A 25,868-nucleotide genomic window follows, 5' to 3' on the forward strand; every position below is an offset into this window, starting at 1 on the left:
GTCACCGGGCGTCTCCACGTGCGGACGCGGCCGGGAGGTCGTGGTCGGTGTGCTCGCGGACGAGCCGGACGACCTCGGCGACCTCGGCATCGCTGAGCGCCTGGTGCAGCGGCAGGCACAGCGTGACTTCGGCGGCGTGCTCGGCGCCGGGCAAGTTCGCCCCGGAGTCGTAGGCCTCCACCCGGTGCAGGAGCGGGTAGCGGAACGTCGTGTACACCCCGTTCCGGTAGAGGTGGTGGGCGAGCCGATCGCGGCGGTCACCATCGGGCAGCTGGATCCAGTACAGGTAGTGCGAGGACGCGTGCCCGTGCGGCAGTGGGGGAGGGCGGGCGATGTCAGCGGCGTCGGCGAATCCGTGATCGTAAGCTTCGGCGATGGCGCGGCGACGCTCGACGAACTCGCAGAGCCGTCGCAGCTGGACGGCGCCGATGGCCGCGGCGATGTCGTTGGTGATGCTGCGCCGGGCGAATGCCGCGACGTCGACGTCCCACCAGCGGACGGCGTCCGACCGCGCCCGGTCGAGGCCGCTGCGCTCAGCCAGGCCGAGATAGGTGTCGCGCCGCGCGCGGGCGGCGATCCCCGGGTCACGCGCGTGAAGCATCCCGCCGTCGCCGGTGACGAGGATCTTCATCGCGTCGAAGCTCCACACCCCGATGTCGCCGAACATGCCGCACGCGGTGTCGCCCACCCGCGAGGCCACCGCACAGGCGGTGTCCTCGATGAGCCGGATGCCGTGCTCGCGGCACAGCTCAGCAATACGGGCCACATCGCCGGGGTGGCCGCCGTAGTGGAGCACCAGCACGGCCTTGGTCCGGCCGGTCAGCGCCGCCGCGACGTGCTCGGCGGTGGGGTTGAGACCGCGCGGGTCGACATCGCAGAAGACCGGGCGCGCTCCGGAGGCGGCCACGGCGTTGGCCGCGCCCACCCAGTTGACGCTCGGCAGTACGACTTCGTCGTCGGTGCCGATGTCGAGCAGCTGCACGGCCAAGAACAACGCTTCGGTGCACGAGTTGGTGGACACGACCTGCTCGGGATCGGCACCCATGCGCTCGGCGAAGGCGCGCTCGAACTGCGCGGTGCGCGCGCCGCGACCAAGCCACGCGCTGTCGAACACCTCTTGCACGGCGTTCAGTTCCTCATGTCCGACGGTGGGCTGGAAGACGTTGATCACTTGGTTCGTGCCTCCTCGCGACGGGCACCGCACGGGCGCTGGGCTGCATGGGGTGACGATGAAAGGGCGCGAGAACACATACTCTCCGCCCGCGCGGGTGTTCGTGCATCGCGTGGTCGAGGGGGATGACAGCCCGCCCCGGGCGCCGCGCGGTAGGGAAAACCCGCGCGTTCGGCCGGGTTGGCGACGCACAAAACCTCGGTAATGTCTGCGAGGCACGCATCGGAGACCGACGACGCACCGCTGATGACGGGAGTCCGACATGTACGAGGAAGAAATGGCCGCTGTGTACGACTTCGTCTACTGTGGACGCGGCAAGGACTTCCGCGGTGAGGTCGATCAGATCATGGACGTGGTGCGGGCGCGGAAACCCCACGCGGAGTCGCTGCTGGACGTGGCTTGCGGCACGGGCGAGCACCTGCGCTACCTGCGGGAAAACGTGGCGCACGCCGAGGGGCTGGAGCTGTCCGAACCGATGTTGCGCGTCGCCCGGGAGAAGCTGCCCGCTGTTCCGCTGCACCACGCCGACATGCGCACGTTCGAGCTCGCCCGCACCTTCGACGTCGTGACCTGCCTGTTCAGCTCGGTGGGCTATATGAGCACCGTCGACGAACTCACTGCCGCCATCGGCCGGATGAGCGCGCACCTAGCACCCGACGGGGTGCTCGTCGTCGATCCGTGGTGGTTCCCGGAGAAGTTCCTCGACGGCTACATCGCCAGCGACGTGGTGCGCGACGAATCCCGCGCGGTGGCCCGGGTGGCGCGCTCGACCCGTGAAGGCGGCGCTACCCGCGTCGACGCGCAATACCTGCTGGCCGACGACAGCGGAGTCCGGCACTTCACCGACACCCAGCTGATCACGCTCTTCGAGCACAGCGACTACTTGGGCGCATTGCGCGCGGCCGGCTGCGACGCGCTCCATCTCGCTGGCCGCTTCTCACCCCGCGGCCTGTTCGTCGGCACACCGCACTGAGCGCTGCGCACGGATCGATCAGCGTGGACGGCGCGCCAGGAAGCACACCGTGTTCGGCAGATCACGGCGGCGGACTTCGTCGAACAACTGCTCCAAGTCGCGTGAGACGACCGAGAGCACATGCTCGGGGAGCCCCAGCGAGCGCTGGATGCTGTCCGGGGCCGTACTGCTGTGCCAGGACATCGCCAGCACACCGCCCGGGCGCAGCACGCGGCGCAGCTCCCGCAGTGCGGCCTCCAGGTCCGGCCACAGGGCGAGGTTGTTCACCGACAGCACGTGGTCGAAGCTCGCATCCGCGAAACCGGTGTCCTCAGCCGTGCCCAGTTCCAGCCGCACCCGTCCGGAGGCGATCCCGGCACGGTTGCGGCGCATCGCCATGCGGCGCATCTGCTTGGACGGGTCCACCCCGGCCACCCTCGCGGCCGACCCCCCCTCGGCAAGGGTGCGCACCATCCAGCCGGGTCCGTAGCCGACGTCCAGGATGTGGTCCCCGCTCCGGACGTCGAGCTGGTCAAGCAGTTCGCGCTGGTGCGGCCGGTTCCCCCAGTACATCACCAGACCTGCGAGGCGTCCGCGCAGGCCGCGAGGGAGCCCGAAGTTGTTGAGCGGCTTGTCCAGCGCCCACGGACGTTGCTTCCAGAGCCGAGTCGTCGACATACGCCCCAGTATCACCGGTGCGCATCATGCGGGCATCCCGCGCGGCCACGTGGTTTTCCGCTGCCGTTGCGCCACCGCACACGTGGCGGGGTCACGAGAGTCGCCGTGCCGGGCCACGCATCCGTGCCGGATTCGAGCCCACGTGTCGTCGCCCGGAAGAACCGGACGCCCGGGCGGCTTAGGCTGCTCCATCAGCGCCGTTGTACCGCCCGCACCCGATGATGGGGGACCCATGCGCGTGTTGTTCACTTCCTGGGGATGGTCGACGCACTTCCAACCCGCGGTTCCGCTGGCATGGGCGTTGCGCGTTGCCGGGCACGAGGTCGCCGTCGCCAGCCAACCGGGACTGGCCGATGTCGTCGCCGGCGCCGGGCTGACCATGCTCCCCGTGGGCCACGAGGTGGACATTGCCACGCTGCGGGCCGATCCGACGCTAGGCCGGGTGCACGACACACTGCGCGACCCGGCGGTGTGCTACCAGCAGCACGGTGAGGTTCCCGAGGCCGAGCGGTCCAAGTGGTTGGCCATGCAGACGCACTTCACGTTGGTGGCCGAAGCGATGGTCGACGACCTCGTGGCCCTGACCGAGCAGTGGCGACCCGATCTGCTCGTCTGGGAGCAGACCACCTTCGCCGGAGCAGTGGCCGCCCGGGTGCACGACGTGCCCGACATCCGACTCGTGATCAGCCCGGACGTGCTCGGCGACCAGCCGCCCGAGATCGAGCGGCAACTGGCTAGCCCGGACCTGGCCGCGCTGTTCGAGCGTTTCGGTCTGGCGGCGGACCGCCACCGGGCGCACTGGACGGTCGACCAGTGCCCGCCGAGCCTGCGGCTGCCGACCCGCTCCTCACGGGTGCCGATGCGTTACACGCCCTATGCCGGTGGCGGTACGCGACCGGACTGGGCCCGGTCTCCTGGGCAGTTCCCGCGCATCTGCCTGAGCGCGGGACTGACCACCGGCGGATTCGCCGCTCAGGACACGGCCCAGCTACCGGAGATCGTCGACTACCTGCGCGAGCTCGACGTCGAGGTCGTCATCCCCGGCGCCGCCGACGCCTTCCCCGAACTCGCCGACGACCCGCCGCCGAACGTGCGAGTGCTGGAGTACGTGCCGCTGTCGCTCGTCCTGCCCACATGCTCGGCCATCGTCCACCACGGCGGTGGTGGCACGATGCTGACTGCGGCGGCCTGGGGTGTCCCGCAGGTGGTACTGCCGCAGATCGTCGACCAGGCCATCAACGCCCACCAGATCGCCCGGTCCGGTGCGGGCAGGCAGGTGCCCCGCGAGCGGGCCGGTCCGGATGCGGTACGCACGGCGCTGGCCGAGATGCTGTCAGAGGCCGCGTTCGCGGTGACCGCAGGAGACCTCGCCGCGGAGATCGCCCACCAGCCCAACCCTGCGGCGATCGTGCAGCACCTCGAACGCGGCGAACTCTGATTCGCGGAAACGAAGAACCTGCCGTACCCGCTCCATCCGGTGTCCGGATCGGATCCGACACGGCGGCACCAACGTGCCGCCCACTCGACCGGGGCGGCACCGGCGGAACCTCCCGGACCGCCGGTTACGTGCGGGCGGCGTCACGTCGGGTGCGGGTGACCAGCAGCTGCTTGGGACCGAACACGTCCGGATTACCGTAAATGGGGATCGCGCTCTCCGCCAGCTGCAGGTCAGGCATGCGGGTGAACAGCCTCTCCAGCAGAGTGCGGCTTTCCAATCGGGCCAGTGGCGCGCCCAGGCAGAAGTGCCCACCGTGTCCGAAGGCCAGGTGCGAGCTGTCGCCGCGGTGGATGTCGAACCGATCCGGCCGGTCGAACACCGCCTCGTCGTGGTTGGCCGACATGATCGCTGCGCTCAGGAAGCTGTTCGCGGGGATCTCCACGCCCGCAACGACCGCGTCCTGCACCGTGACCCGCCGCGCGGGCAAGAACGAGGGGCGGTAACGCAGGACCTCCTCGACCAGTTGCGGGATGAGCGTGGGGTCGTCACGTACCCGGGCGTCGGTCCGCGGGTTCTCGGCCAACGACCGCATCGTGTTGCCCAGCAGCACGGTCGTGGTGAGACTGCCCGCCAGTAGCAGGAACGAGGTGAAACCCACGATCTCCTCGTCGGACAGCCGTGCCCCATCGACCTCAGCGAAGGCCAGTCGGCTGATCAGGCCGTCACGTGGTTCCTTGCGGCACTGGTGCACCTGCTCCAGCAGGTACTCGTCGAGCGCGTGCCGGGCGCGCATCACCGCGCTGTCGTCGAGCAGATCGGTGAGCTGCTCGTACGGTGGGTCGAGCATGTCGTCCACCCAGGACCGGAACAGACTGCGGTCGCCGGGAGGAACACCGAGCAGCTCGGCGATGATGACGACCGGCAGCTGGTAGGTCACCTCCGCTACGAGATCGAATTCAGCGCGCTGCTCGACGCGCGTGAGCAATTCATCGCTGACCTGGCGAATGCGGTGACCGAGGTTCTGCACCGTGCGGGCCGTGAAGGCCTGGTTGACGAGCTTGCGCATCTGCAAGTGCTGCGGCGGATCCATGGTGGCGATGTTGCCCCGGGTGAACGCTCCGATCGACATCACACGTTCCAGATCGGCCGAGAACGTGCTCGGGTCGGACAGGATCCGCCGAGTGTCCTCATGCCGGAACAGGTGCCAGGTGCCGGTCGCCGGATCGTGCGCGACAGGGTGCTCGGCGCGCATCCGACGCGCCCAGGCGAAGAACTCGTGGCCTCCGTCCCGCAATCCCGGCCGTGCCGCCAACATCTCCTCCGCTGACACGTCTATGCCTCCTTCGCGCGGCCGCGCGTGCGGCTGTGGTGGTCGTCGGCTCCGCGTTCGATCCGGGTCAGGGCACCTGAGCCGAGAGCAGCACGTAACCAGCCTGCGGCATCTCATCGAGCCGTTCCAGGGTCCGGATCATCCGATCCACCTCCCGCTCGCCCATGGTGGGCACCAGCCGGTGGCGTTCGTCGCGGAAGACTTCGGCGTGCTTGGTGAGTGAGGGGCGGGCCTGCGTGCTCACGTCCAGGGCCTCGATCACGTCCAGCCCGGCTTGGCGGAGGTCGGCTACGTAGTCCTCGATCGTGCCGAGGCTGTGTGCCCCGCCTCCTTCGCGGAAGGCCTCCACGGTGTGCCGGTCCGGCCCGTGCACGGGTCCGGTGAGGATGAAATCGGCGACGGCCAGCGATCCGCCTGGCCGCACGACCCGCCGCAATTCGCGCAGTGCCCGCACCCGGTCGCTCATGTGATGCAACGACTCCAGGGCCCAGGCGGCGTCGAACGCGTCGTCGGTGAAGTCCAGTTCCATCGCGTCACCGCAGTGGAACACGACCTCGTCGGACAGCCCGGCCTCCTCGGCACGCGCACTCGCCTGCGCGACCTGCGGCGCACTGGTCGAGATGCCCGTGACGCGCACGTGGCGCGTACGCGCGAGTCGCAGTGCGGGCACCCCCACACCACACCCGACGTCGAGCACGTGTTCACCCGGCGAGCACGACATCCGCGCAAGCAGTTCGTCGGTCATCCGCTCGGTGGCCTCGGCGATAGGCGCATCGGCCACCCCCGACTCCCAGTAGCCGAAATGCAGGTTCGCACCCCAGACGCGGGCGAACGGGTCGGTGTGGTCGTCGTACATTCGCCGCACGGGGTCGGCGGTCGCGCCCGGCGTTGCACCGGGGTGGCTTGTGCCGTCGATGTCCGGGTCCACGGGTCCTCCGTTTCCTGCCGGACGATGCTCGGTCGTCCGGCACGTGATCATCGCTTTGCGAGCGCTTCGATACGATCGGCGGCTTCGGCGCGTCCACCGCGGCCGCGGTACTCCTCCCGCAGGGCGCGCGCTCTGGCACGAAAGGAAGGTTCGGTCAGGATCCGGTGCACCGCGTCGCGAACGTCGCGCTGTGACAACTTCCGATTGCGCAGGTGGATGCCTGCTCCCGCCCACGCGACCCGCTGGCCGACTTCGTGTTTCTCCTCGGTCGCGCCGGCAACCACGAGTGGAACGCCGTGTGCCAGAGCGGTGTTGACGCCTCCGTAGCCGCCGTTGGTCACCATGACGTCGGTGCGCGGGAGCAAGCGGGCGTGCGGGACGAAGCGTTCCAGCCGCACGTTGTCCGGCAGTGTCCCCGGATCGAGGCCCTCGGGATCGACCCCGGTAGTGGCCACCGCCATCACGTCCTCATCGGCCAGTGCCTGGATGGCGGGCAGCAGCAGTCGCCTGGCGTCGTTGGCGACCGTGCCCTGAGTAATGTGCACGACCGGCCGTGACCCGTCGAGATCAGCCCACCACGACGGCAGAGCACCAGAGGGGGATCCGGCCGATTGCAGCGCTCCCACGAAGTGCGTCTGCGCCAGCATGTCACTGAGTGGATATTCGAACGAGGGCACCGTGCCCATCAGATACAGGTCCGGCGGTCGCACGATGTTCTCGAACGGGCCCGTGCGCAGCGGATCGAGGCCGACGCGGGAGCGGACTCGTTCGCCGTGCCGCCGCAGGCCGCGCAGCACAGCGTGATCGGTGGCCAGGCGCAGCATCGCGTTGCGTGCGCGGCCCCACGGCCCGGTGCTCGGGAACAGGCCAAGACCGAACGGCGCGGTGTCGCGGCTGCTGAACATGTACACCGAGGTGGCCGTCCATGCTTGGCGCAGGCCGAGGCGCTCGCGGACGAACCCCGCCCCGAAGATGGTCTCGTCAGTGACAAGCACATCGGGCCGCTCGTCGGCCACCAGCTCCAGCAGGTCCGCCATCTGGTCCGGTGCCGGGTCGATGAAGATCTCCCGGAATCCGGTAGTCATTCCGGTCAGGCCGGTCAGACCCGCGTGGTGCGGGAAGGCCTGTTCGCGCGTCATCCCGCTGAAGTCGTAGGCTGCGCGCATCGGTTCGAACCGCGCTCCGGCGCGCACGACGGCGTCACCGAACGCCGCACCGGTGTACCAGCGCGCACGGTGCCCGCGTCCAACGAGCTCCTCAACCACCGGCAGCATCGGAGCGACGTGTCCGGCTCCCGGCGTCGTCGCGATTAAGACCCGCACTGGACCTCCTGCTCGTTCATCGCCGGTTCGCACCGCCTAGCCCAGGTCGCTGGCAGGGCAGGTCCGGTGACTGTAGGGTCCCGGTCGCGCCACGCGGGCGCATCGAGGGCCGATCCGCACCGAACCTGCGTGGACGTGCGAAGGAGCAGGCACGAGCTGCCTCAAGCGCGTTCAGGCACCCGCGTGCAGGACTACTCAGGTATGCAGTAGCCCCCCGCGGCCGCCAGGCGGCACCGTTGCGGTGTGCGGTGACGCGCAGCGCGGATGGATTCGTCTTCCGCGCGGGTACTCCCCGATGTTGCTGGAGTGAGGTGGTTCGCGTGTCCGACGAGAACCCGGCCGACGAGCCCGCGTGCTCGCGCCGTGGGAACATCGGTACGCGCACGGTGGAACCGGGCTCCGCCGACGGTGCGCGCAAGAAGGTCACGATCCTCGGTGCCGGGATCGCCGGACTGGTGGCCGCCTACGAACTCGAACGGCTCGGCCACGACGTCGAAGTCCTCGAAGCCGACGCGCGGCCGGGAGGCCGCATCCACACCCGCCGGTTCGGCACCGGTCCGGACGCGCCCTACGCCGAACTCGGAGCGATGCGGGTGCCCGAGGAGCACCACCACACCTGGCACTACATCCGCGAGATGGGCCTGGCCGGAGCGGTGCGGACATTCGAAACCCTGCTCTCACACGACGAGACCTACCTGACAACGCGGTCCGGCCACCTGCGCCGCAGGGACGCCGCACCCGTGCTGGTCGACGAGTTCACTCAGCAACTGACCCACTCCCAGTACAGCAGTAACACCGTGCTGTTCGGAGCGTGGCTGGCTGCGCTGTCCGACGCCATAGCCCCCACCGAGTTCCGCGCGAACCTCGACGACAGCCTGCATCACGAACTGCTGGACCTCGTCGAGGAAACCGATCTCACCCCGCACCTGGTCGGATCGGCCCGCGACCAGATCGACCTGCATGGCTACTTCGCCGAGAATCCGCACTTGCGCACAAGCAGCAGTGGGCGACTGGCACGGTTTCTGCACGACGTCATCAACGAAACCAGCCCCGAGCTCATACGCCTGGCCGGAGGCATGGACCAGCTCGTACACCGTCTGGTCGAGCGGATCCGCGGCCGGATCACGTACGGGCAGCAAGTCGTCGGGATCGGCCAGCGCGGCGACCACACCGAACTGCACGTGCGTGATGGCGACACGACGAGCACTCGCCGTTGTGGCTATGTGCTGTGCACCATCCCGTTCTCGGTGCTGCGCCGCATTCCGTTGACGGGATTCAGCGCGGCCAAGCAGGACCTCATCCGGCAGATGCGGTATTGGTCGGCGACGAAGGTGGCAGTGCACTGCAGTGCACCGCTCTGGGAACGAGACGGCATCGTCGGCGGCGCATCGTCCGGTGGTGGCCGGATTCGGCAGATGTTCTATCCCGCCCGCGACGAGACCGGCCGCGACGGGGCGATCCTGATGGCCAGCTACACCATGGGCAATGACGCTGACGTGCTCGGCGAGATGACTCCGGAGCGCAGGCACGCGGTGGTGCTCGAGGAAGCCGGGCGCATCCATCCCGAGCTGCACGCCCCGGGCACAGTCCGCGATGTGGTCAGCTCGGCGTGGGGAGAACATCCGTTCACCCTTGGCGCCGGGGTGACTCGCTGGGGCAAGGACAGCGCGGAGTGCGAGCGGGAACGCGAGCTGGCTCAGCTTCCCGAAGGGCGCACGTTCTTCGCCGGGGAGCACTGTTCGTCGACCCCGGCGTGGGTCGACGGTGCCATCGAGTCGGCGGTGCAGGCCGTCGCCGCCATCGACGCGCACGCCGGGCATCCGGCGCCGACCGCTGCCACGCGAAGCGGGGTGGCGCGATGAGCATGTACGATCTGCCACGGCTGCATTTCGCCGGCACGGCGTGGACGAGCTTGCCCACCGGTCCGCGCAACGGCCTGTTCGACGTGGCCACCAATACCGCACTCACCGAGGACGGGGCCTTTTCCCCCGAGCGCGATCCGCGCGAATACCAGGACTATCTGCACGAGCGTGGACCCGCCGTCGACGCGGTGGGCTGTCCTGACCCGCACGGCACGTTCCGCGCAGGAACCGGATCGAACTTCGCGGGCAACGGCCACTTCTCCATCGACGCTGAGGTGATCAGCATGGAGACCCGGCCCGGCGACGTCCGCCGCAACGACCCGGTGATCGGGCGCAGCGTCGACATGTGGGGCCACTACAACGAATACCTGGCCACCACGTTCAACCGCGCCCGCGTTTTCGACCTCGATCCCGCGTCGAACTGGACCACGACGCTCATGATCGGGCACTTCTGCTTCGGACGTCAGGACCGATCCCTGGACACCGGCTACATGATGACGGGTCCTGTCACCGGGTACCAACCACCTCGTTGGCACCGGTTCGACCCCGCCCAGGGGCCCCGGCGTGCTGAAGGATGGAACCAGCCCCACAACGTCATCCACCAGTTCGTGGTGCGCACCACCGACGGACTGCGGTGGTTGCGCGAATCCGGCGCCTCACCGGCGGTCACCGAGCTGGCCGCGGCTCTGCGGTCGCCGGGCGTCGAGGGACTGGTCGTGCAGTTCGCCCTGCACGATCCGGTTCCGCCACCGGAACCGAACAGCTCAACCCGCTGGGGGCTGCACGGAACGATCGCGCCGTGGCGCGCCGAGGAACCGCGCACCGAACCCGCCGGACGTCTGCTTTCCCCGGTACGTCCCGACGTTGCCGGTTCCGGGCACCTGCCGCAGCTTACCGTGTGCGTCGCCGAGGACACCGCCACGTTCAACGTCCTCAACGCGTTGACCACGACCGAGGGCGACGCGCCCGGTGTTCTCGCTGAGCTCGGTAACCTCGAACTGCGCACGAGTGAAAGCGGCGAGCACATCGCGACTCTCGACACCGAGCTGTACCGGAATGTGCCGACCAGCAGCGGGGTGCTCACTGTGCCGGCCGTGCACGTCGATCTCGCCCACACCCAGGGGCTGAACTTGGTGCGCTGTGGCCGCACGTTGTACACCGAGGTCGAAACCCGCCTGGTCGTGGACGAGCCCACCTTGTTCGTCGAACATCCCCGCCATACGGCCGATGCCGAGCACGACCGCGAACTGGTGGTGCACAGCTGGTACCGCGGGCGCCGTGCACCGGTCGGACCTGTGCACGCGCGCCAGTTCCGCAACCCGCGGGCCATGCCCCGCGCCGGGGCCACGACGTCACTCGACTCTCATGCCGTCGTGCAGCTGTGCGGCGACGAGGGCTACTGGACATCCGAGTGCACCGCCAGGGCTCACCCGCCCGGCCAGGCCCGATTCACCCTCCGCGGCGCACAAGGTGGGACCACCCGGCTGCTGATCAGCACTGATCCGGAAGCCGAGCCTCACAAAGGCGGTACACCCGCGCACACCGCCGCGGCGGCCTATGACAACGACGACGCGCTCGGTTACTGGGCGGCCACCGCCTGGGTGGCCGTACGCGTGCTGCCGAACCACTGGCACCTCGACGCGATCGCCGAAGAGCAGGTCACGTTCGACGTGCTCTACCGCGATGTGTTCGCCTGCTACGAGCAGTGTTACTCGTTCATGCGCAACGGCGTATTCAGCCTCGCCGACCGGTTCCGCGTCGAAACGCATCCGGACCTCATCTGGCAGATGTGTGACCCGGCCAACCGGGACAAGACTTACTACATGCCGCCCTCCCGGGACCTGACCGCGCCGCAAGCGCGGTTGTTGCTGAAGTTTTTGCGCCAGCAGCGCAAACCCGATGCCGTGCCGGTGCTGCAGTCGGCCACACCTTGCGATGACCGTGGCATCACCACCCGGGACGACCTCGTCGAAACGCTGCGCCACGGCGTGCGCATCGAACTCGCGGTGATGTTGCAGTACCTGTACGCGGCGTTTTCCGTGCCGACTTACGGCGCCGCGCTCGAATACGTGCGCACCGGCACCTGGACGCCGGACCAGCTGAGCCTGGCCTGCGGTGAGGGTGGCGAAACCCGCGACGAGGGCATCCGCGGCACGCTGATCGGGGTCGCCCGCGAGGAAATGATCCACTTCCTCGTGGTCAACAACATCCTCATGGCCATCGGCGAACCGTTCTATGTCCCCGACATCGACTTCGGCTCGATCAACAAGGACCTGATGGTGCCGTTGGACTTCGCGCTGGAGCCGCTGAACGTGGGCAGTCTGCAGCGCTTCATCCAGATCGAACAGCCCGAAGGCCTGGACGGCGAAGTGCGGCGCGACGGCCTGCGCGGTCGGGAACCCCTCACCAGCGGTGTGGCCTACCGCTCACTGAGCGAGCTCTACGGCAACATCCGCGACGGCCTCCAGCGCATCCCCGACCTCTTCGCCGTCGAACCCGGTCGAGGCGGGGGAGAGCACCATCTGTTTCTGCGGGAATCGCTCAACACCGAGCACCCCGACTACCAGCTCGAAGTCGACGACTTGGCCAGCGCGCTGTTCGCGATCGACTTCGTGACTGAACAGGGCGAAGGCGGCACGCGCACCACCGAGACCGCCGACACGGACGAACAGTCCCACTACGACACGTTCCTGCAGCTGTCCGACCTGCTCACGGCCGAACGCAGCCGGGCCCGGCAGGCCGCCCGGGCCCCGTGGACCCCGTCCTACCCCGTGATGCGCAACCCAACGCTGCGAGCCGGCGACCGATCACGCGATCACGTCAGCGATCCCGTCGCTCAGGAGGCCATGCACCTGTTCAACCGCTCCTACGGCATGATGCTGCAGCTCATGGTCCAGCACTTCGGTCAGCAACCTGACGCGAGCCTACGTCGATCGACCCTGATGAACACCGCGATCGACGTGATGACCGGGGTGCTGCGTCCCCTCGGTGAACTCCTGGTCACCCTGCCGTCGGGACGGCCCGGCAAAACGGCAGGGCCATCGTTCGAACTGGAGCACGTACCGGGATTCCTCTCCCGCCCGGACGTGGCGGCCCGCACCCTGGCCGCTCAATTCGACGAGCTCGTCCAGTCGGCACGGAAGTGCTCGCTGGTCCCGGGCCGGGTTACCGAGAACCTGCGGTTCCTGGCCGCACACTACCGCGCCGAGGTGTGAAACTCCGCAACGAGGAAGGTGGTCCGGAATGGACGACGAGACCCGGGAGGTCGACGTGCTCATCGTCGGCGGCGGCCCGGTCGGCATGGCACTAGCCCTCGATCTGAGGTACCGGGGCGTGGACTGCCTGCTCGTGGAGTCCGGTGACGGAACCGTGTCGCATCCGAAGGTGAGCACGGTCGGCGCCCGCTCCATGGAGCTGTTTCGACGGTGGGGACTGGCCGAGGCGATCCGCAACGCGGGATGGCCCGGCGACCACCCGCTGGACGCGGCCTGGGTAACCGCGGTCGGTGAGCACGAGCTCCACCGGCTGAAGCGGGGCACCGTGGACGACCGGCCCGCGCACGAGCACGTTCCCGAACCGGAAGCGGTGTGCCCGCAGCACTGGATGGCCCCGCTGCTGACCGGAGCACTGGGCGAGGTCCCCGCGGGGCCGCTGTGGCTGCGCTGCTCGCTGGAGGCCTTCGCCCAGGACGAGCACGGGGTGTCAGCCACCGTGTTCGACCACGGCACCGAACGACAGCACGCGATTCGCGCCCGGTACCTGGCCGGCTGCGACGGTGCTTCTTCCCCGGTGCGCACCCGCTGCGGAATCGACTCTCCGGCCTTTCACCCGACCCGCACCTTCCGAAACATCCTGTTCCGCGCACCGGAACTGCGCACCCGGCTCGGCGACTCCAACGCGTTGTTCTACTTCCTCATGCTGTCCTCGTCACTGCGCTTTCCGATGCGCGCCATCGACGGCAGCGAGCTCTACCGACTCACAGTCGGCCTCGACGGCGACCACGAAGCCGACGAACCAGCCCAAGAGCTGGTCGACCGAGCAGTAGCCGTGGAAACACCGATCGAGGTGCTGTCCGACAACCGCTGGCACCTCACCCACCGGGTCGCCGAGAGCTTCCGCGCCGGCCGGGTGTTCCTCGTCGGCGACGCGGCACACACGCTCTCCCCGTCCGGGGGATTCGGAATGAACACCGGCATCTGCAGCGCCGCCGACCTCGGCTGGAAGTTGGCCGCCGTCCTCTCCGGGTGGGGCGGCGAGCACCTGCTGGACACCTACGAGCTCGAACGCCGCCCGGTAGCGGTGGAAAGCCTCGAAGAGGCCAACCTCAACCTCACCCGCACCGTCAACCGCAGCATCCCCGCGGAGCTGCGCGCGGACACGCCGGCCGGACGGCGAGCGCGCGAGCAGATGGTCCGGCGTCTGCGGGCCAGCGATGTCGGGCGGGAGTTCAACGCCCCGCACATCCACCTCGGGTTCCGCTACTTCTCGCCGGCCGTGGCCACCGACCCGCTCGATCCCACCGGCGCGGCACCGGTCACCGCGCCGCGGGCCACCACCGGCTCGCGGGCCCCGCACTGCTGGCTGCCCGACGACAGCTCGACGCTCGACCTGTTCGGCCGGGAATTCGTCCTGCTGCACGTCGCCGACACCGCCGACCTGGACGAGGTGCACCAGGCCTTCGCCGACCGCGGTATCCCGCTGCGCAGCGTGCACTGCGCGCAGCGGGATGTCGCCGAGGCCTACGAGCTCTCGTACGTGCTCGTACGCCCGGACGGGCACGTCGCCTGGCGCGGCGAGCACTCCCCGGAAGAGCCGCATCGCCTGGCCGAGGCGGTGCGCGGAGCCGAACCGGCGCGCCACATCGACGAGACCGCGGCGGGCGCCCGGTGAGCCCGGAGGTGTTACCGCCGTTCAACCCGACGGGGTGGAGCGAGCGAGAACTGGCGGACCCGTATCCCGTTTACACGCGCTACCGCGAGGCCGCGCCCGTCCACAGCGGTCTGCCCACCGAAGGGGAAACCGCGGTCTGGTACGTGTTCACCGCGGCCGAAACCGAGCACGTGCTCACTTCCCGGGATTACGGCCGTGACGCCACGTGCGGTGCCGCGCAGCGGACAGCGGTACCGTCGCTCCCGGACGGCAGACCCGGGCTGCGGCAACTGGTGCAGGACTGGCTGGTATTCCTCGACCCGCCGAAGCACACACGGCTGCGACGCATCCTCAGCGGCGAGTTCACCCCTCGTGTGGTCGACGCGCTGCGCCCGCGGATCGCGGAGATCACCCACGAACTGCTCGCAGGCATGCGCACGAAGCCGGTTACCGATCTCGTCGCCGGTTTTGCAGCACCGCTTCCTCTGGTGGTGATCGCCGAACTCCTGGGAGTGCCCCGTCGCCACCTCGATTGGTATCGCACGCGGGCTCTTGCGCTGCAGGAGGCCAGCACCGCCCGGACTGGACAGTGCCCCGACGCGTACCGCCGATCGGATACCGCGGCCAGCGAGCTTCGCGACTACTTCCTCGACCAGGTGCGCAGGAGTCGCCGCAGCGATCGGGAGGATCTTGTCGGATTGCTCGCTGCTGCGCGGCGCAGCGGCCTGTTCCTCGGCGACGACGAGATCGCGGCCACATGCGTGCACCTGCTCACTGCGGGGCACGAGACCACGACGAACCTCCTCAGCAAAGCAGTGCTGATTATGTTGGACAGGCCGGACGTGCGTGCACGGTTGCAGGATCATCCGGAGGAGGTGGGGACCGCCGTGGACGAATTCATCCGCTTCGACGGGCCGGTCCAGATGATTTCGCGGTGGGCCTATCGCGACCACGAGCTGGCAGGTGCGCACATCCGTCAGGGCGACAAGGTCGTGCTCGTGCTCGGCTCTGCCAACCGCGATCCCGGCCGGTTCCACGATCCCGATGTGCTCGACCTCGATCGCGGGACGGGCAAGCATTGCGGATTCGGCATGGGAATCCACTTTTGTCTCGGTGCCGCATTGGCCCGCGCCGAATCCGAGATCGCGATCACGGCGTTGCTGAAGAAAATTCATGAATTCAGCCGATCTGAGGACCCGATTATATACAATCAGGACCTGGTGTTCCACGGCCCGGCGACTCTTCCGCTGCGCACACGCACCGAACCCCATTCGTCGAGCACGGCTTGAGGACGTGTTTCTCGCTCGTTCCTCAGAACCAGGGTACCGGTGGGGACCCGCGCGAGACGAACGACGTGACCGGTGGGCCTCGGTAGCCGGTTCCGTAGTGGTGGTGTTGGTGCTGGAGAAGCGCATGCGGTCATGCGGACCCCGTCCAAGTTCCTGCCGCCGACGGGGAAGCGGTTCGAGCGAGTGCTGCACGACCGAGACCGGGATCCTCGCGCGACAGCCTCATTCCCCGACGAAAGCTGCTTCGCTGTTCGTCGCCGCACACCACACAACAATCACCCTAACGGTTGTTCTTCTGAGAATTAAGGCAGAAAGAGCTAAATGTGGCATTGGCGAATTAGTTCGGTGATGTTAATCTTCCCGACGAAGAGATTCGAACTCTGGGGGTGTGGTACTTGCTCTCGGAAAGGCGTACGCTGGCGTACTCAGCATGCGGCCAGAAGGAAAAGCGTACCAACTACCGACTGAGCCCAGGGGAAGAAGACGGCCCGGCTCGGACCAACACCAGCGTGCACGACCACCGCGGTGCGCTGCAGTCGATCGAGGAGGCGCTCAACGGTCGCCGGCACCAGGTTGTGCTCGTCGAAGGTCATCGGGGTGCAGGGAAATCGTACGTGCTGGACAAAGGATGTGCCCTGGCCGCCGAGCACGGGTACCGGATCGCCCACCTCTCCTGTGAGGAAGGTGAATACCCGCCGGCCCTGTTCAGTGCGCTCGGCTACACGACACTTCCCGCGGCCCCCGGATCCGCGGGTGCCGACGCTGCGCACACCCGCATGCTGCTCGTCGAACGCGCTGGATCCGTCGTCGATCACCTCGCCTCCCAAGAACCCCTGCTGATCAGCCTCGACGACGTCCAGTTCGCCGACCAGATCAGTCTGCTCGCACTGCGCGTGCTGCCCAGCCAACTGCGCGGAAAACCAGTCGTGTGGATACTGGCGCGCTGCGTCGACCGCGACAACCGCGACACCGCTCGGCTCTACGCTCATCTCGAGCGCGGTCTTTCCACCGCACGCGTGGAGATCGAACGGCTCTCACCGTCCGCGGTCACCGACCTCACGCGCGACCTGTGCCAAGCTCGCCCGGACCAGGATCTGCTGGACCAGCTCGGTGAGCTCGACGGCAATCCCCGCAGCATCACCGAGCTCGTCAACGGCTACCTGGACGAAGGCAAGATCTCCACCGAAGACGGACTCGCCCGCCTGTCCGAGTTCGGAGAGCAGGACCAGGCCAGCGTCCTGTCAACGCGGCTGCGCGGTTTGCCGGCCCGCCCCGCACTTCCGCAACGGTTTCTGAACCTCGTCGAAGAACGTCTGGCGAGGCTGTCCCGTCAGACCCGACTGCTCCTGCAGGCAGCGGCGGTGCTGGGCCCCGCCTTCCAGCCCGACGACCTCACCGGATTGCTCGGCAAGTCCTGGGCCGAGATCATCGCCGAAGCCCAAGAAGCACTCGACAGCGGTCTGCTCAGGACCACGGACTACGCGCTGGCCTTCCGCGACGAACTGCTCTGGCGGTCCATGCTCGATTCCTTCCCGGTCCCACTGCGCACAGCTTTGCACCGCCGAGTCGCCGACACGCACCTCGAACGCGGGGGCTCGGTCACCGAAGCCGCCATCCACTTGCTGCAGGGCGCGCGCCACGGCGACACCGCCACCACCCGGATCTTGGCGCAGGCCTCCCACGAGGCACTGGCGTCCGAACCGAGCGTCGCCGCGGAATTGGCTCGCCGCGGGTTGGAGTTCGCCGACCCCGGCATCTCCGACCACACGGCGTTGAGGACTGTCGCGGTCGAGGCGCTGACCCGAGCCGGACCTCTCGCAAGCGCCGCGTCGACTGCCCGCGAGGCCCTCGCACGCGGCCTGCCACCGCAGGCTGCTGCGGCAGCGGAGTACTGCCTGTCAATCGCCGAAACCCTTGGTGGACAGGCCGCCGAATCCCAAAACGAGCCCGACGACGCGACACCCGACGATCACGTCGAGAAGCTGCGGGTCGGTTTCCTGCAGCGTGAATACGCCCGTGACCGAGACGCGGCCATCGAACGCGCCGACGAACTGCTGACCTCACCGCAGGTCGCCGAACCCGCCGTCCGCGTTACCGCCATGCAGATCTGCGCGCAGGGGCGCTGGGAAGCCGGTGAGCTGCACGCGGGACTGGGCCTGGCCCGCGAAGCAGCGGAGCTCGCCCAGCACACCCCGAGCTTGCCCTGGCACGTGCGCCCGCGTCCGACGCTGACGTTGATGCTCGTGCAAGTCGGCAAGCTGAGGGAGGCCGCGGAGCTGGTCACCGCTGAGCACACCTACATCGAAAGCCACGGGCTGCGCACTCTGGCAGGTATTCCGCACCTGCTGCGCTCGCGCGTCGCCCTGGCGGACGATCGCCTCGACGAGGCCGTCGCCGAAGCGCACGCGGGACTGGCCGCTACTACCCGCGTCGGAATGCCATTGTGCGATGCCCTCGGGTGGGATGCACTCATCACGGTCACCTTGCGTCGGGGCCATCTCGCGCAGGCCGAGGAGGCCATGTCCCAGCTGGAGGCCTCAGCTCAGGCGGACCCCACTGCTCGAGCCCGGTCCAGTTGGATGCGAGTGCAATTGGCCATGGCCCAGGACGACACCGACACCGCCGCGATGACCATGCGCGCACTCGTCGATCACCCCGGGGCCTGCAGCACGCTGCTGGTCACCGAACCAGTCGCCGGCCCGGTGATGGCACGCTTCGGCGACGAACGCACCCGAGACGCCGTGACCGCGGCCTGTCGTAGGATCGCCGAGGACAACCCGGGGTTCACCGCGCTGGAAACCGCCGCCGCACACGCGCAAGCAGTACTCGACCGCGCTCCCGAAATCCTGGAACGTACCGAAACATATCCAGATTCGTGGTCGTGCGGCGTGCAGAACGAGGACCTCGCCATCCTGTACGAACCCACGGATGAGCATAGGGCCATCAACTATCTCGACCAGGCGCTGGGACACTACAGCGCCCACGGTGCGGAACGCGATGCCGCCCGCGTACGGCACCGCTTACGCCAGTGGGGCGTGCGTCGTCGCCATTGGAACTACACCAAACGTCCCGCCAGCGGCTGGGACAGCCTCACTGATACCGAAAGTTCCGTCGCCCGCCTCGTGGCCCAAGGACTCACCAACCGGCAGACAGCGAAGCGCTTGTTCTTGTCGTCGCACACCGTCGGCTTTCACCTGCGGCAGATTTTCCGCAAACTCGATGTGCGCTCGCGCATCGAGCTCGCCCGCGACTGGGGCCGCGCCCGCGACTGACCACCACACCCGAGCCTCGGCGACGACTCGATCCACGCGTGCTCGCCGAGACCGCCAAAGGAACGAAGATGCCGCGACCCCTGCACCAGCCCCACGAGCACCACACCACCGTTCGGGCGGCCACGTCACCGTACACCGCAGGCGATCCCGGGGGTCTTCGCAGCATGATGCGCTGCTTTCCCACCGGGGTCGCGGTGGTCACCACCGTCGACGAGCACGGCAAGCCGCGCGGGATGACCTGCACCTCACTGACCGGTGTCACCCTGTCCCCGCCGACCGTGCTCGTGTGCTTGAACCACAGCAGCGGGACTTCCCGTGCCGTGCGCCACCGCGGTACGTTCGCCGTCAACCTCCTCCACAGTCGAGCGCAGGACACAGCCCGGTTGTTCGCCGGACAGCTCCCCGATCGTTTTGCTCGGCTCCGCTGGCATCGCTCCCAGCAGCTGGGCCTGCCGCTGCTCGACGACGACGCGTTCATCAATGCCGTGTGCTCGGTTCACGATTCCGTACCGGTGGGCGATCACGACGTGGTCTTCGGCCGCGTACACGGAATCGAGGAGTACGACGACGTACCACTGTTGCACGGCATGCAGGAGTTCCGCACCTGGGTGCGCCCCGGAGAAGACGGCAACGAGCAGTCCTGACCCCGCACACCGACACCAGGTTTCGCGGAAACCGGCCCCACCGCCCCTCGTGAGCCGGAATCCCGCACCGAAGGCCGTGACCGGGTCGCCGAGCCGCACGGATCGTCCCAGTAGCTGCCGCAACCGCATCGCGGTCGGGACAGCGCATCACGCACATGCGGGTAACGCGCCCGTACACGTGGGGTGTGACGGTCGGACCACGTCGACCGTCCGCGACCACCGCATCCTCAGCCTGGGCAGGAAATCCGTGCAACCCCAGCGATCGAAACCGATTGCGCGAGAACGCGAATAGGATCGACCGCGCTGAAACCGCTGACTAAGCGAGGGAAAAGTGACCGACTCGATTGAACGCATCGTGATCCTGGGTGGCGGAACCGCCGGATGGATGAGCGCCGCGTACCTGAAGAAGGCTCTCGGTGACACGGTCAGCGTCACACTGGTGGCGGCACCGGACATTCCGACTCTCGGAGTGGGGGAAGCGACCATTCCGAACCTGCAGACCGCCTTCTTCGACTTCCTCGGCATCGACGAGGACGAGTGGATGCGCGAGTGCAACGCCAGTTACAAGATGTCGATCCGGTTCATCAACTGGCGCACCGCCGGGGCCGGCCGACCCGAACCGCGCGGTGGCACCGAGCACGGTGACGAGTTCTACCACAGTTTCGGGCTATTGCCGTACCACCACGGGATTCCCCTGTCGCACTACTGGTTCGACCGCCATTGGCGGAACCAGCTTGATACGCCTTTCGACTGGTCCTGCTACAAGGAACCCCCCATCATGCGGGACCGGCGCTCGCCGCGGTGGTTGGACGGCACCCGCGCAACAAACTACGCCTGGCACTTCGACGCTCACCTCGTCGCCGATTTCCTGCGACGTGTGTCCACCGAACGCCTCGGAGTCAACCACATCGAAGATCGCCTGGAGCACGTGCAGCGCCGTCCTTCCGGATTCATCGACACCATCACGACCCGGAGCGGTCACACCCTCCGAGGGGACCTGTTCGTCGATTGCTCCGGTTTCCACGGTCTGCTCATCAACCAGGCGATGGAAGAACCGTTCTTGGACATGAGCGACTACCTGCTCAACGACAGCGCCGTGACCACGGCAGTGCCTAATGACGACGCGACCCACGGCGTCGAGCCCTACACCTCGGCGATCGCCATGCCAGCCGGGTGGACTTGGAAGATCCCCATGCTGGGCCGTTTCGGCACCGGCTACGTCTACTCCAGTTCGTTCGCCACCGAAGACGAGTCCGTGCGGGACTTCTGCGCCTTGTGGGGACTGGACCCCGAACAACAGCAGCTCAACCACATACGGTTCCGCGTGGGCCGCAACCGGCGCGCGTGGGTGCACAACTGCGTGGGCATCGGCACTGCCTCGTGCTTTGTCGAACCGCTGGAGTCCACCGGGATCTACTTCATCTACGCCGCCCTGTACCAGCTCGTGAAGCACTTCCCGGACAAGTCCTTCAATCCGGTGCTGACGGACCGGTTCAACCGTGAGATCGAGGTAATGTTCGACGACACCCGCGATTTCATCCAAGCGCACTTCCACTGCTCGCCACGCACCGACACGCCATTTTGGCAGGCGAACAAGGAGATCCAGCTTGGCGAGGCTATGCAGGAGAAGATGGAACGTTATCGCGCCGGGCTCGGCATCAACATCCCGGCCACGGACGATGTCCAGGCCTACTACGGCAATTTCGAGGAGGAGTTCCGAAACTTCTGGAACAACAGCAACTACTACTCGGTGCTAGCGGGGTTGGGCCACCTGCCCGAGAAGCCCCTGCCGAAGCTGGCGCATATGCCCGGGGCCCTCGAGACCGTGGACCACGTCTTCGACCGCGTCCGCAACGACCAGAAGTACCTGCTGGACACACTCCCGTCCTGCTACGAGTACCTCACGCTTCAACACTCCTGACAACGCGCTTCCCCGCGCGATCGCCAACACGGACGCAAACGCGAGGTGGGGGCACGCGTGCTGCCGGAAGGCCTGCTGAAGCAATGCCCGATCACGGGGAGGTCCGTATGCAGGTCGACTCGCAGGTGCGGCCGCATCCGTCATCGGTGGGCCGCACGAGCTCTTCGAGAGCCGGACCGGACTCGGCGAACCGAATGCCGAGGTCGGAGTCCTCACCCACACCGGTGACGTGCACCTACGGAACAGTCATAGCATCCTCCTCGGCGTGCGGTGATCCGCGTTATCAGACCCAGGGCACAGTCGCGTGGATCAACACCCGCTTTCTGGGGGGTGCGGATCGTCCGAGTAGCGGTCCAGCAAGCACCGGAATTCTCCGGATATGTGGCCCTCGTCGCACGGCCGTGCGGTCAGTCACCGCCCGTCGAGGCACCCGTGGCCGGGTTCCGGACGCATTCCGGTCATTACTCACGAGGGGGGTGGTGGGCGGGTCCGTCACAGGTAACCTATTTTTTTATAAAAATCCTACTTTTTGGCGCTGGAATTTTTCACCCGTTTGCAGCGCAACGTCATGCCGTTCATCGGCGTCGTGCCGGGGTGTGGCGGCGCGGCCGCTGACGTGGCGGGTGCCGTTGTGCCCGAGGTGGGGACCGTCGGCAGGGCAGGGGCTGCGTTGGTGGCCCCCGGAATCGGGGGATTGTTTGCCGCGCAGGGCGAAGGCGCCTCGGCGCTCGATGGCCTCGCGCCACACTCGGTTCGGTCGGTTCGCTCCTGCGAGTTCTCAGGGGCAGCGGCGGTCGGTGGGGATCACGCCCAGGTTTCGCAGGCCTTCGGTGTTCGGGAGCGATGTCGGTGTCGGTGCCGGTGTCGGCGCCGACGGTGCCGTCTTCGCCATTCGGGCGAGGAGGGCGTGGAGGTGTGCGCGGGTGCTGTGCGACATCACGTGGACGTAGGCGTATTCGTGGACGAGTCCGTTCCGATGCACGGTGAAGGTCGGCAGGAAGAAGTCGTCCACGATGTCCTGGGGCGGTTTCCGGAACCACACGCTTTGCGACCACGGGCCGCGTCGTGCGCCCCACTCGGTGTCGAGTGAGGCCAGTTCGCGGTGCAGTTCCTGCGCTGTGCGCAGTTCGTCGGCGACGGTGTCGATGTGGTGCTGCTCGGAGTGGGCCGCCAGGAAGTTCCACAACGAGATCGGGGCCAGCGCGTTGCGGGAACCGCCGAACAGGGTGTCGCCGCGAGTGATGGCATCCGGTTGTCCGGGTGCGCTCGGGTGCGGGTCGTTCCTGGTCATCACGATCCCGGCGGGCAAGGGCGAGCCGATGTGCTTGTGGGCGCTGGTGACGATCGAGCTCACCCCGGGGATTGTGAAGTCGCACCTCGGAACCGCCCCCGAGTCCTGCACGAGGCCCTGCTGGGCGGCTCGGCGCAGGAAGGGCACGCGCATCGCCCCGAGCGAGCCGTCGATGTTGATCCAGTACCCCGACCGCTGCGCGGTGACCTCCGTGCCGTTCTCGTCCCGGCCGCACTGGATCTCCCGGCGGTACAGGCCGTGCTCGCGGAGCATCGGCAGGAGTTCGGAGCTGACGCGTTCGACGTCGTCGTAGGCGCCTTTGATCATCGTGCCGCAGTTGAGGTGGATCAGCACGGGATGGCCCCTGGCGGCGAAGAACTCCACCAGTTTCCGCAACGCGTCGACGTCGACGCTTCCCGGTCCTTCCGGACCGTCCTGACAGGGCACCTCGTGCGGCCACGGGGCGCCGGGAGACAGCGGGTTGGTGTTCGGATGGTGGTGCGTGCCCATTTCGTAGCAGGTGGGGATGCCCAGCATGCGCAGCGCTTTGGTCACCGAGTAGTGCGTCTCGGCCGAGTGGAAGGCAACGGGGGTGTACGCGTTCGGGTTCTCCGTCGGCAGGGTGTCCTGCACCCACACCGGGCACGGGCCGTGCTCGCCGGAGTCGGTCGCCAGTGTCTTGCCGGACAGGTACTCACGTGCCACCCACAGGGCGTACAAGGCGCCCTCGGTGGCGCCCATCGTGGTCACGTATCCCCAGTAGGGAGCTGCTGCGGACGGGTCGTCCGAACGAGGTGGTGCCTTCCAGAGCCGGGCGAGGTGGTCGAGCACCGCCTGTTCGAACAGCCGCGTGTAGGGCGTGATCGGGGTTTCCTCGAACGGATCGTGGGCATAGCTCAGAGGGTGGCGCAGCAACGGTGCCAGTTCGTGGGAATGTTCCCCCCGCCGTTCGTCGTGTTCCCCGAACATCAGACGGTGTTTCGCGTCGAGCCGGTCGGTGAGCAGTTCGAGCACGGCTCGGCGTTGTCCGGGGTCCCACCCGCAGGCGGGGAGTTGGAGATCCCGCGCCGACAGTGTCGAATCCCCGGTCGGTGCGGCGTTGTCCGCGGTGCTGGTCATCACTTTCCTGCGTGCTTCGCTGCTCGTGGGTGTCGTGCCGGTCGGAACGGGCCTCCGGCTAGCTCGGTGTCATCGGTTCGCCCGCGTTCGCCGGACCGCCCTCGTTCGGTGTCGACGGACGGGCGCTTCGCGGGACGGTGGCGGTGTGCGCCGGGGCCGTGTGGCTGCCGAAGACCGCTTGCAGTCCACCGTCGGAATCGATGTCGAGGCGTCGCGAGGCGCTGAGCCATGCCTGATAACCGACAGGGGAGCCGTCCACGAACGCCGCTGTCAGCGTGCGGTGCGTCAGGCGCTTGTCGGGATGCACGTGTTGCGCCGGGACGTACTCCTGGGCGATCCACCCGTCCCGTGCTCCGCGTTCGACCACCTCCCGCCACTGCTCGGGAGTGTGTTCCCGGCCGAGGTGGACACCCTGGCTCAGCGCGTCGTACGGCGATTTGACGACGAGGTCGAGTCGCTGGGCGGTCACTTCTCGCGTGCTCACTCCGTCCCCCAGTTTCCGGCTCCACGGGATGACCGAGTCGATGTGGCCGCGCTGTTCCTCGGTGAACAGCCGGCGGAAGCGAGGATCGGACAGCACCGCGAGGGTGAGCTTGTTGCCGCCGATGAAGCGGCCCCGGAGACCGTTGAAGACGGTCAACTCCCCGTCAGCCACGCGCTTCAGCAGAGGGGCGAACCGAACAGGCTGTCGCACCAGGTGGGAGTTGGTGTACATCAGCAGACCGAGTGCGGAGTTCTCGGCGTCGGGATCGTCGCCCGTGACGCACTGCGGAGTGTGGCCGTGCAGGCGGATGTGGTCCTGCAGCAGGAACACTTCTGCGCTCGCGTGCAGTTCAGCCGGGGCGATGAGCCTGATCCGCTCCACGTCGTCCACGGCCGTGCCGTGACGGGCGGCCAGTTCCAGCAGCGCGGACACCATCCAGCCGGGATGTTCGAAGTGCGCCGCCGGGTACTGCCGGACCAGCGCGCCGATGCCCGTGGTGCGGCGCCAGCACCTGTTGAGCACTCCTCCCGTGTTGGACAGTACCGGGAAATCCCCTCCCAGCTCGAGCACGCGCAGGGCGCTCAGCCGGTCTCCGGCCAGGTCGAAACGGTTGTAGTCGATGTAGCGGTCTCGGCGTGGTTCCGCCAAGGCGCACTCGTGCACCGGTTCGGGCAGCTGGAGGAACCGCTGCAGCTCCGCGTCGTCGCCGTAGTGCGCGGCCACTCGGTCCGCGGCCTCGAGCACGTGCCGCAGGCGGGTCACCAAAACCTGCTCGGCAGCGGGCTCGAGGGTGGTCACCGCCGGTGCCAGCGGGACGTTCATGCCGTGCTCCGGGAAGAGCCCCTCGGCATGAGCATGCCGCGTCAGCTGTTCCCAGTCCCGGTGGTTCGTCCCGTCGCGGCCGGAGACGAACTCGAGATCGGACCGGAACAGCGCCGGGTCGGGCTCGGTGCGAGGTTCTTCTCGTGGCATCACTTGTCCGTCCTGATCGATCGGAATGCACCTATGGTGCCGGGGTATTGTCTCTGCCACAATTGTGGTCATTCTTTCGAGTGGTCTGCGCGGCCTTTCCGCGAAACACCAGTGATGCTTTCGGGTGCGTTCCGTTGATTTCCTCGGGTGTTGCTGTCAAATTCGGGGTCGGCGCCGACGGCGCCTGGTGAAGAATTCCGAACGAGTGGAGGTGTCTCCTGTGGATGCTTACAAGGAAGAGCCGTTCGAGGTCGTCGAGAGCCCGGAGCCCGAGGTGGTCCCGATTAGTGCGACCGCAAGTTTCGTCTCGTCGGATGTGGAGGACG

The 25,868-nt window shown here is 67.7% G+C and carries 18 protein-coding genes; 9 read left to right on the forward strand and 9 right to left on the reverse strand.

Annotated elements, in window-relative coordinates:
* Nucleotide 1 precedes the first annotated feature (1 nt).
* Nucleotides 2-1,171: an aminotransferase class I/II-fold pyridoxal phosphate-dependent enzyme gene (locus tag FHR84_RS02900; protein WP_218861897.1), complete on the reverse strand. Its 1,170-nt coding sequence runs from the start codon at nt 1,169-1,171 to the stop codon at nt 2-4.
* A 262-nt stretch (nt 1,172-1,433) separates the two neighbouring features.
* Here FHR84_RS02900 and FHR84_RS02905 point away from each other — a divergent pair, with 262 nt between their 5' ends.
* Entirely contained in the window at nt 1,434-2,144 is a 711-nt protein-coding gene (locus tag FHR84_RS02905; protein WP_179533841.1) for a class I SAM-dependent methyltransferase, read from the forward strand.
* A gap of 18 nt (nt 2,145-2,162) precedes the next feature.
* On the opposite strand, the gene FHR84_RS02910 is transcribed toward FHR84_RS02905, so the two are convergent.
* A complete protein-coding gene (locus FHR84_RS02910; protein ID WP_179533842.1) occupies nt 2,163-2,801 on the reverse strand; it encodes a class I SAM-dependent methyltransferase in 639 nt (212 codons plus the stop codon).
* Between the two features lie 232 nt (nt 2,802-3,033).
* Between FHR84_RS02910 and FHR84_RS02915 the strand changes: the two genes are divergently transcribed.
* The gene (locus FHR84_RS02915; protein WP_179533843.1) at nt 3,034-4,239 is read left to right on the forward strand and encodes a nucleotide disphospho-sugar-binding domain-containing protein; all 1,206 of its coding nucleotides are present in this window, start codon (nt 3,034-3,036) and stop codon (nt 4,237-4,239) included.
* A gap of 124 nt (nt 4,240-4,363) precedes the next feature.
* On the opposite strand, the gene FHR84_RS02920 is transcribed toward FHR84_RS02915, so the two are convergent.
* From FHR84_RS02920 to FHR84_RS02930, 3 genes are all read right to left on the reverse strand, one after another.
* A complete protein-coding gene (locus tag FHR84_RS02920) occupies nt 4,364-5,569 on the reverse strand; it encodes a cytochrome P450 (protein WP_179533844.1) in 1,206 nt (401 codons plus the stop codon).
* A gap of 67 nt (nt 5,570-5,636) precedes the next feature.
* On the reverse strand, nt 5,637-6,425 hold the full coding sequence (locus FHR84_RS02925) for a class I SAM-dependent methyltransferase (RefSeq protein WP_246300099.1): 789 nt from the start codon (nt 6,423-6,425) through the stop codon (nt 5,637-5,639).
* Nucleotides 6,426-6,544: 119 nt separating this feature from the next.
* Nucleotides 6,545-7,690: a glycosyltransferase gene (locus tag FHR84_RS02930; RefSeq protein WP_343075136.1), complete on the reverse strand. Its 1,146-nt coding sequence runs from the start codon at nt 7,688-7,690 to the stop codon at nt 6,545-6,547.
* A 449-nt stretch (nt 7,691-8,139) separates the two neighbouring features.
* Between FHR84_RS02930 and FHR84_RS02935 the strand changes: the two genes are divergently transcribed.
* Genes FHR84_RS02935 through FHR84_RS02950 form a run of 4 tightly spaced genes read left to right on the forward strand, consistent with a single transcriptional unit; the run spans nt 8,140 to nt 15,839 of the window.
* Nucleotides 8,140-9,681 (forward strand): FAD-dependent oxidoreductase, encoded by a 1,542-nt coding sequence (locus tag FHR84_RS02935; RefSeq protein ID WP_179533846.1) that lies wholly within the window; start codon nt 8,140-8,142, stop codon nt 9,679-9,681.
* Entirely contained in the window at nt 9,678-12,896 is a 3,219-nt protein-coding gene (locus tag FHR84_RS02940; RefSeq protein ID WP_179533847.1) for a ferritin-like domain-containing protein, read from the forward strand. Before FHR84_RS02935 ends, FHR84_RS02940 begins: the two co-directional genes overlap by 4 nt.
* 28 nt (nt 12,897-12,924) lie before the next feature.
* Complete coding sequence (locus FHR84_RS02945; protein ID WP_179533848.1) at nt 12,925-14,571, forward strand: FAD-dependent monooxygenase; 1,647 nt, start codon at nt 12,925-12,927, stop codon at nt 14,569-14,571.
* Nucleotides 14,568-15,839 carry a cytochrome P450 gene (locus FHR84_RS02950; protein WP_179533849.1) on the forward strand — a complete coding sequence of 424 codons (1,272 nt, stop codon included), beginning with the start codon at nt 14,568-14,570 and terminating at the stop codon, nt 15,837-15,839. The genes FHR84_RS02945 and FHR84_RS02950 overlap by 4 nt, the downstream gene beginning before the upstream one ends.
* A 425-nt stretch (nt 15,840-16,264) precedes the next feature.
* Here FHR84_RS02950 and FHR84_RS02955 read toward each other — a convergent pair whose 3' ends face one another.
* Complete coding sequence (locus FHR84_RS02955) at nt 16,265-16,432, reverse strand: hypothetical protein (RefSeq protein WP_179533850.1); 168 nt, start codon at nt 16,430-16,432, stop codon at nt 16,265-16,267.
* Between FHR84_RS02955 and FHR84_RS02960 the strand changes: the two genes are divergently transcribed.
* The 3 genes from FHR84_RS02960 (at nt 16,415) to FHR84_RS02970 (ending at nt 21,676) form a co-directional block, all read left to right on the forward strand.
* Entirely contained in the window at nt 16,415-19,111 is a 2,697-nt protein-coding gene (locus FHR84_RS02960; protein ID WP_343075161.1) for a LuxR C-terminal-related transcriptional regulator, read from the forward strand. The two genes, FHR84_RS02955 and FHR84_RS02960, sit on opposite strands and share 18 nt — an antisense overlap.
* Nucleotides 19,112-19,179: 68 nt before the next feature.
* Nucleotides 19,180-19,755, forward strand: coding sequence for a flavin reductase family protein (locus FHR84_RS02965; protein ID WP_179533852.1), 576 nt, complete (start codon nt 19,180-19,182; stop codon nt 19,753-19,755).
* 331 nt (nt 19,756-20,086) lie between these two features.
* The gene (locus FHR84_RS02970; RefSeq protein WP_179533853.1) at nt 20,087-21,676 is read left to right on the forward strand and encodes a tryptophan 7-halogenase; all 1,590 of its coding nucleotides are present in this window, start codon (nt 20,087-20,089) and stop codon (nt 21,674-21,676) included.
* 91 nt (nt 21,677-21,767) lie between these two features.
* Here FHR84_RS02970 and FHR84_RS22710 read toward each other — a convergent pair whose 3' ends face one another.
* The 3 genes from FHR84_RS22710 to FHR84_RS02985 form a co-directional block, all read right to left on the reverse strand.
* A complete protein-coding gene (locus FHR84_RS22710) occupies nt 21,768-21,911 on the reverse strand; it encodes an FxLD family lanthipeptide (protein ID WP_179533854.1) in 144 nt (47 codons plus the stop codon).
* A gap of 543 nt (nt 21,912-22,454) precedes the next feature.
* Nucleotides 22,455-24,086, reverse strand: coding sequence for a PLP-dependent aminotransferase family protein (locus FHR84_RS02980; RefSeq protein WP_179533855.1), 1,632 nt, complete (start codon nt 24,084-24,086; stop codon nt 22,455-22,457).
* Between the two features lie 58 nt (nt 24,087-24,144).
* Nucleotides 24,145-25,542 (reverse strand): hypothetical protein, encoded by a 1,398-nt coding sequence (locus tag FHR84_RS02985; protein ID WP_179533856.1) that lies wholly within the window; start codon nt 25,540-25,542, stop codon nt 24,145-24,147.
* Nucleotides 25,543-25,868 lie beyond the last annotated feature (326 nt).

This window comes from Actinopolyspora biskrensis (assembly GCF_013408175.1).
Classification (GTDB): domain Bacteria; phylum Actinomycetota; class Actinomycetes; order Mycobacteriales; family Pseudonocardiaceae; genus Actinopolyspora; species Actinopolyspora biskrensis.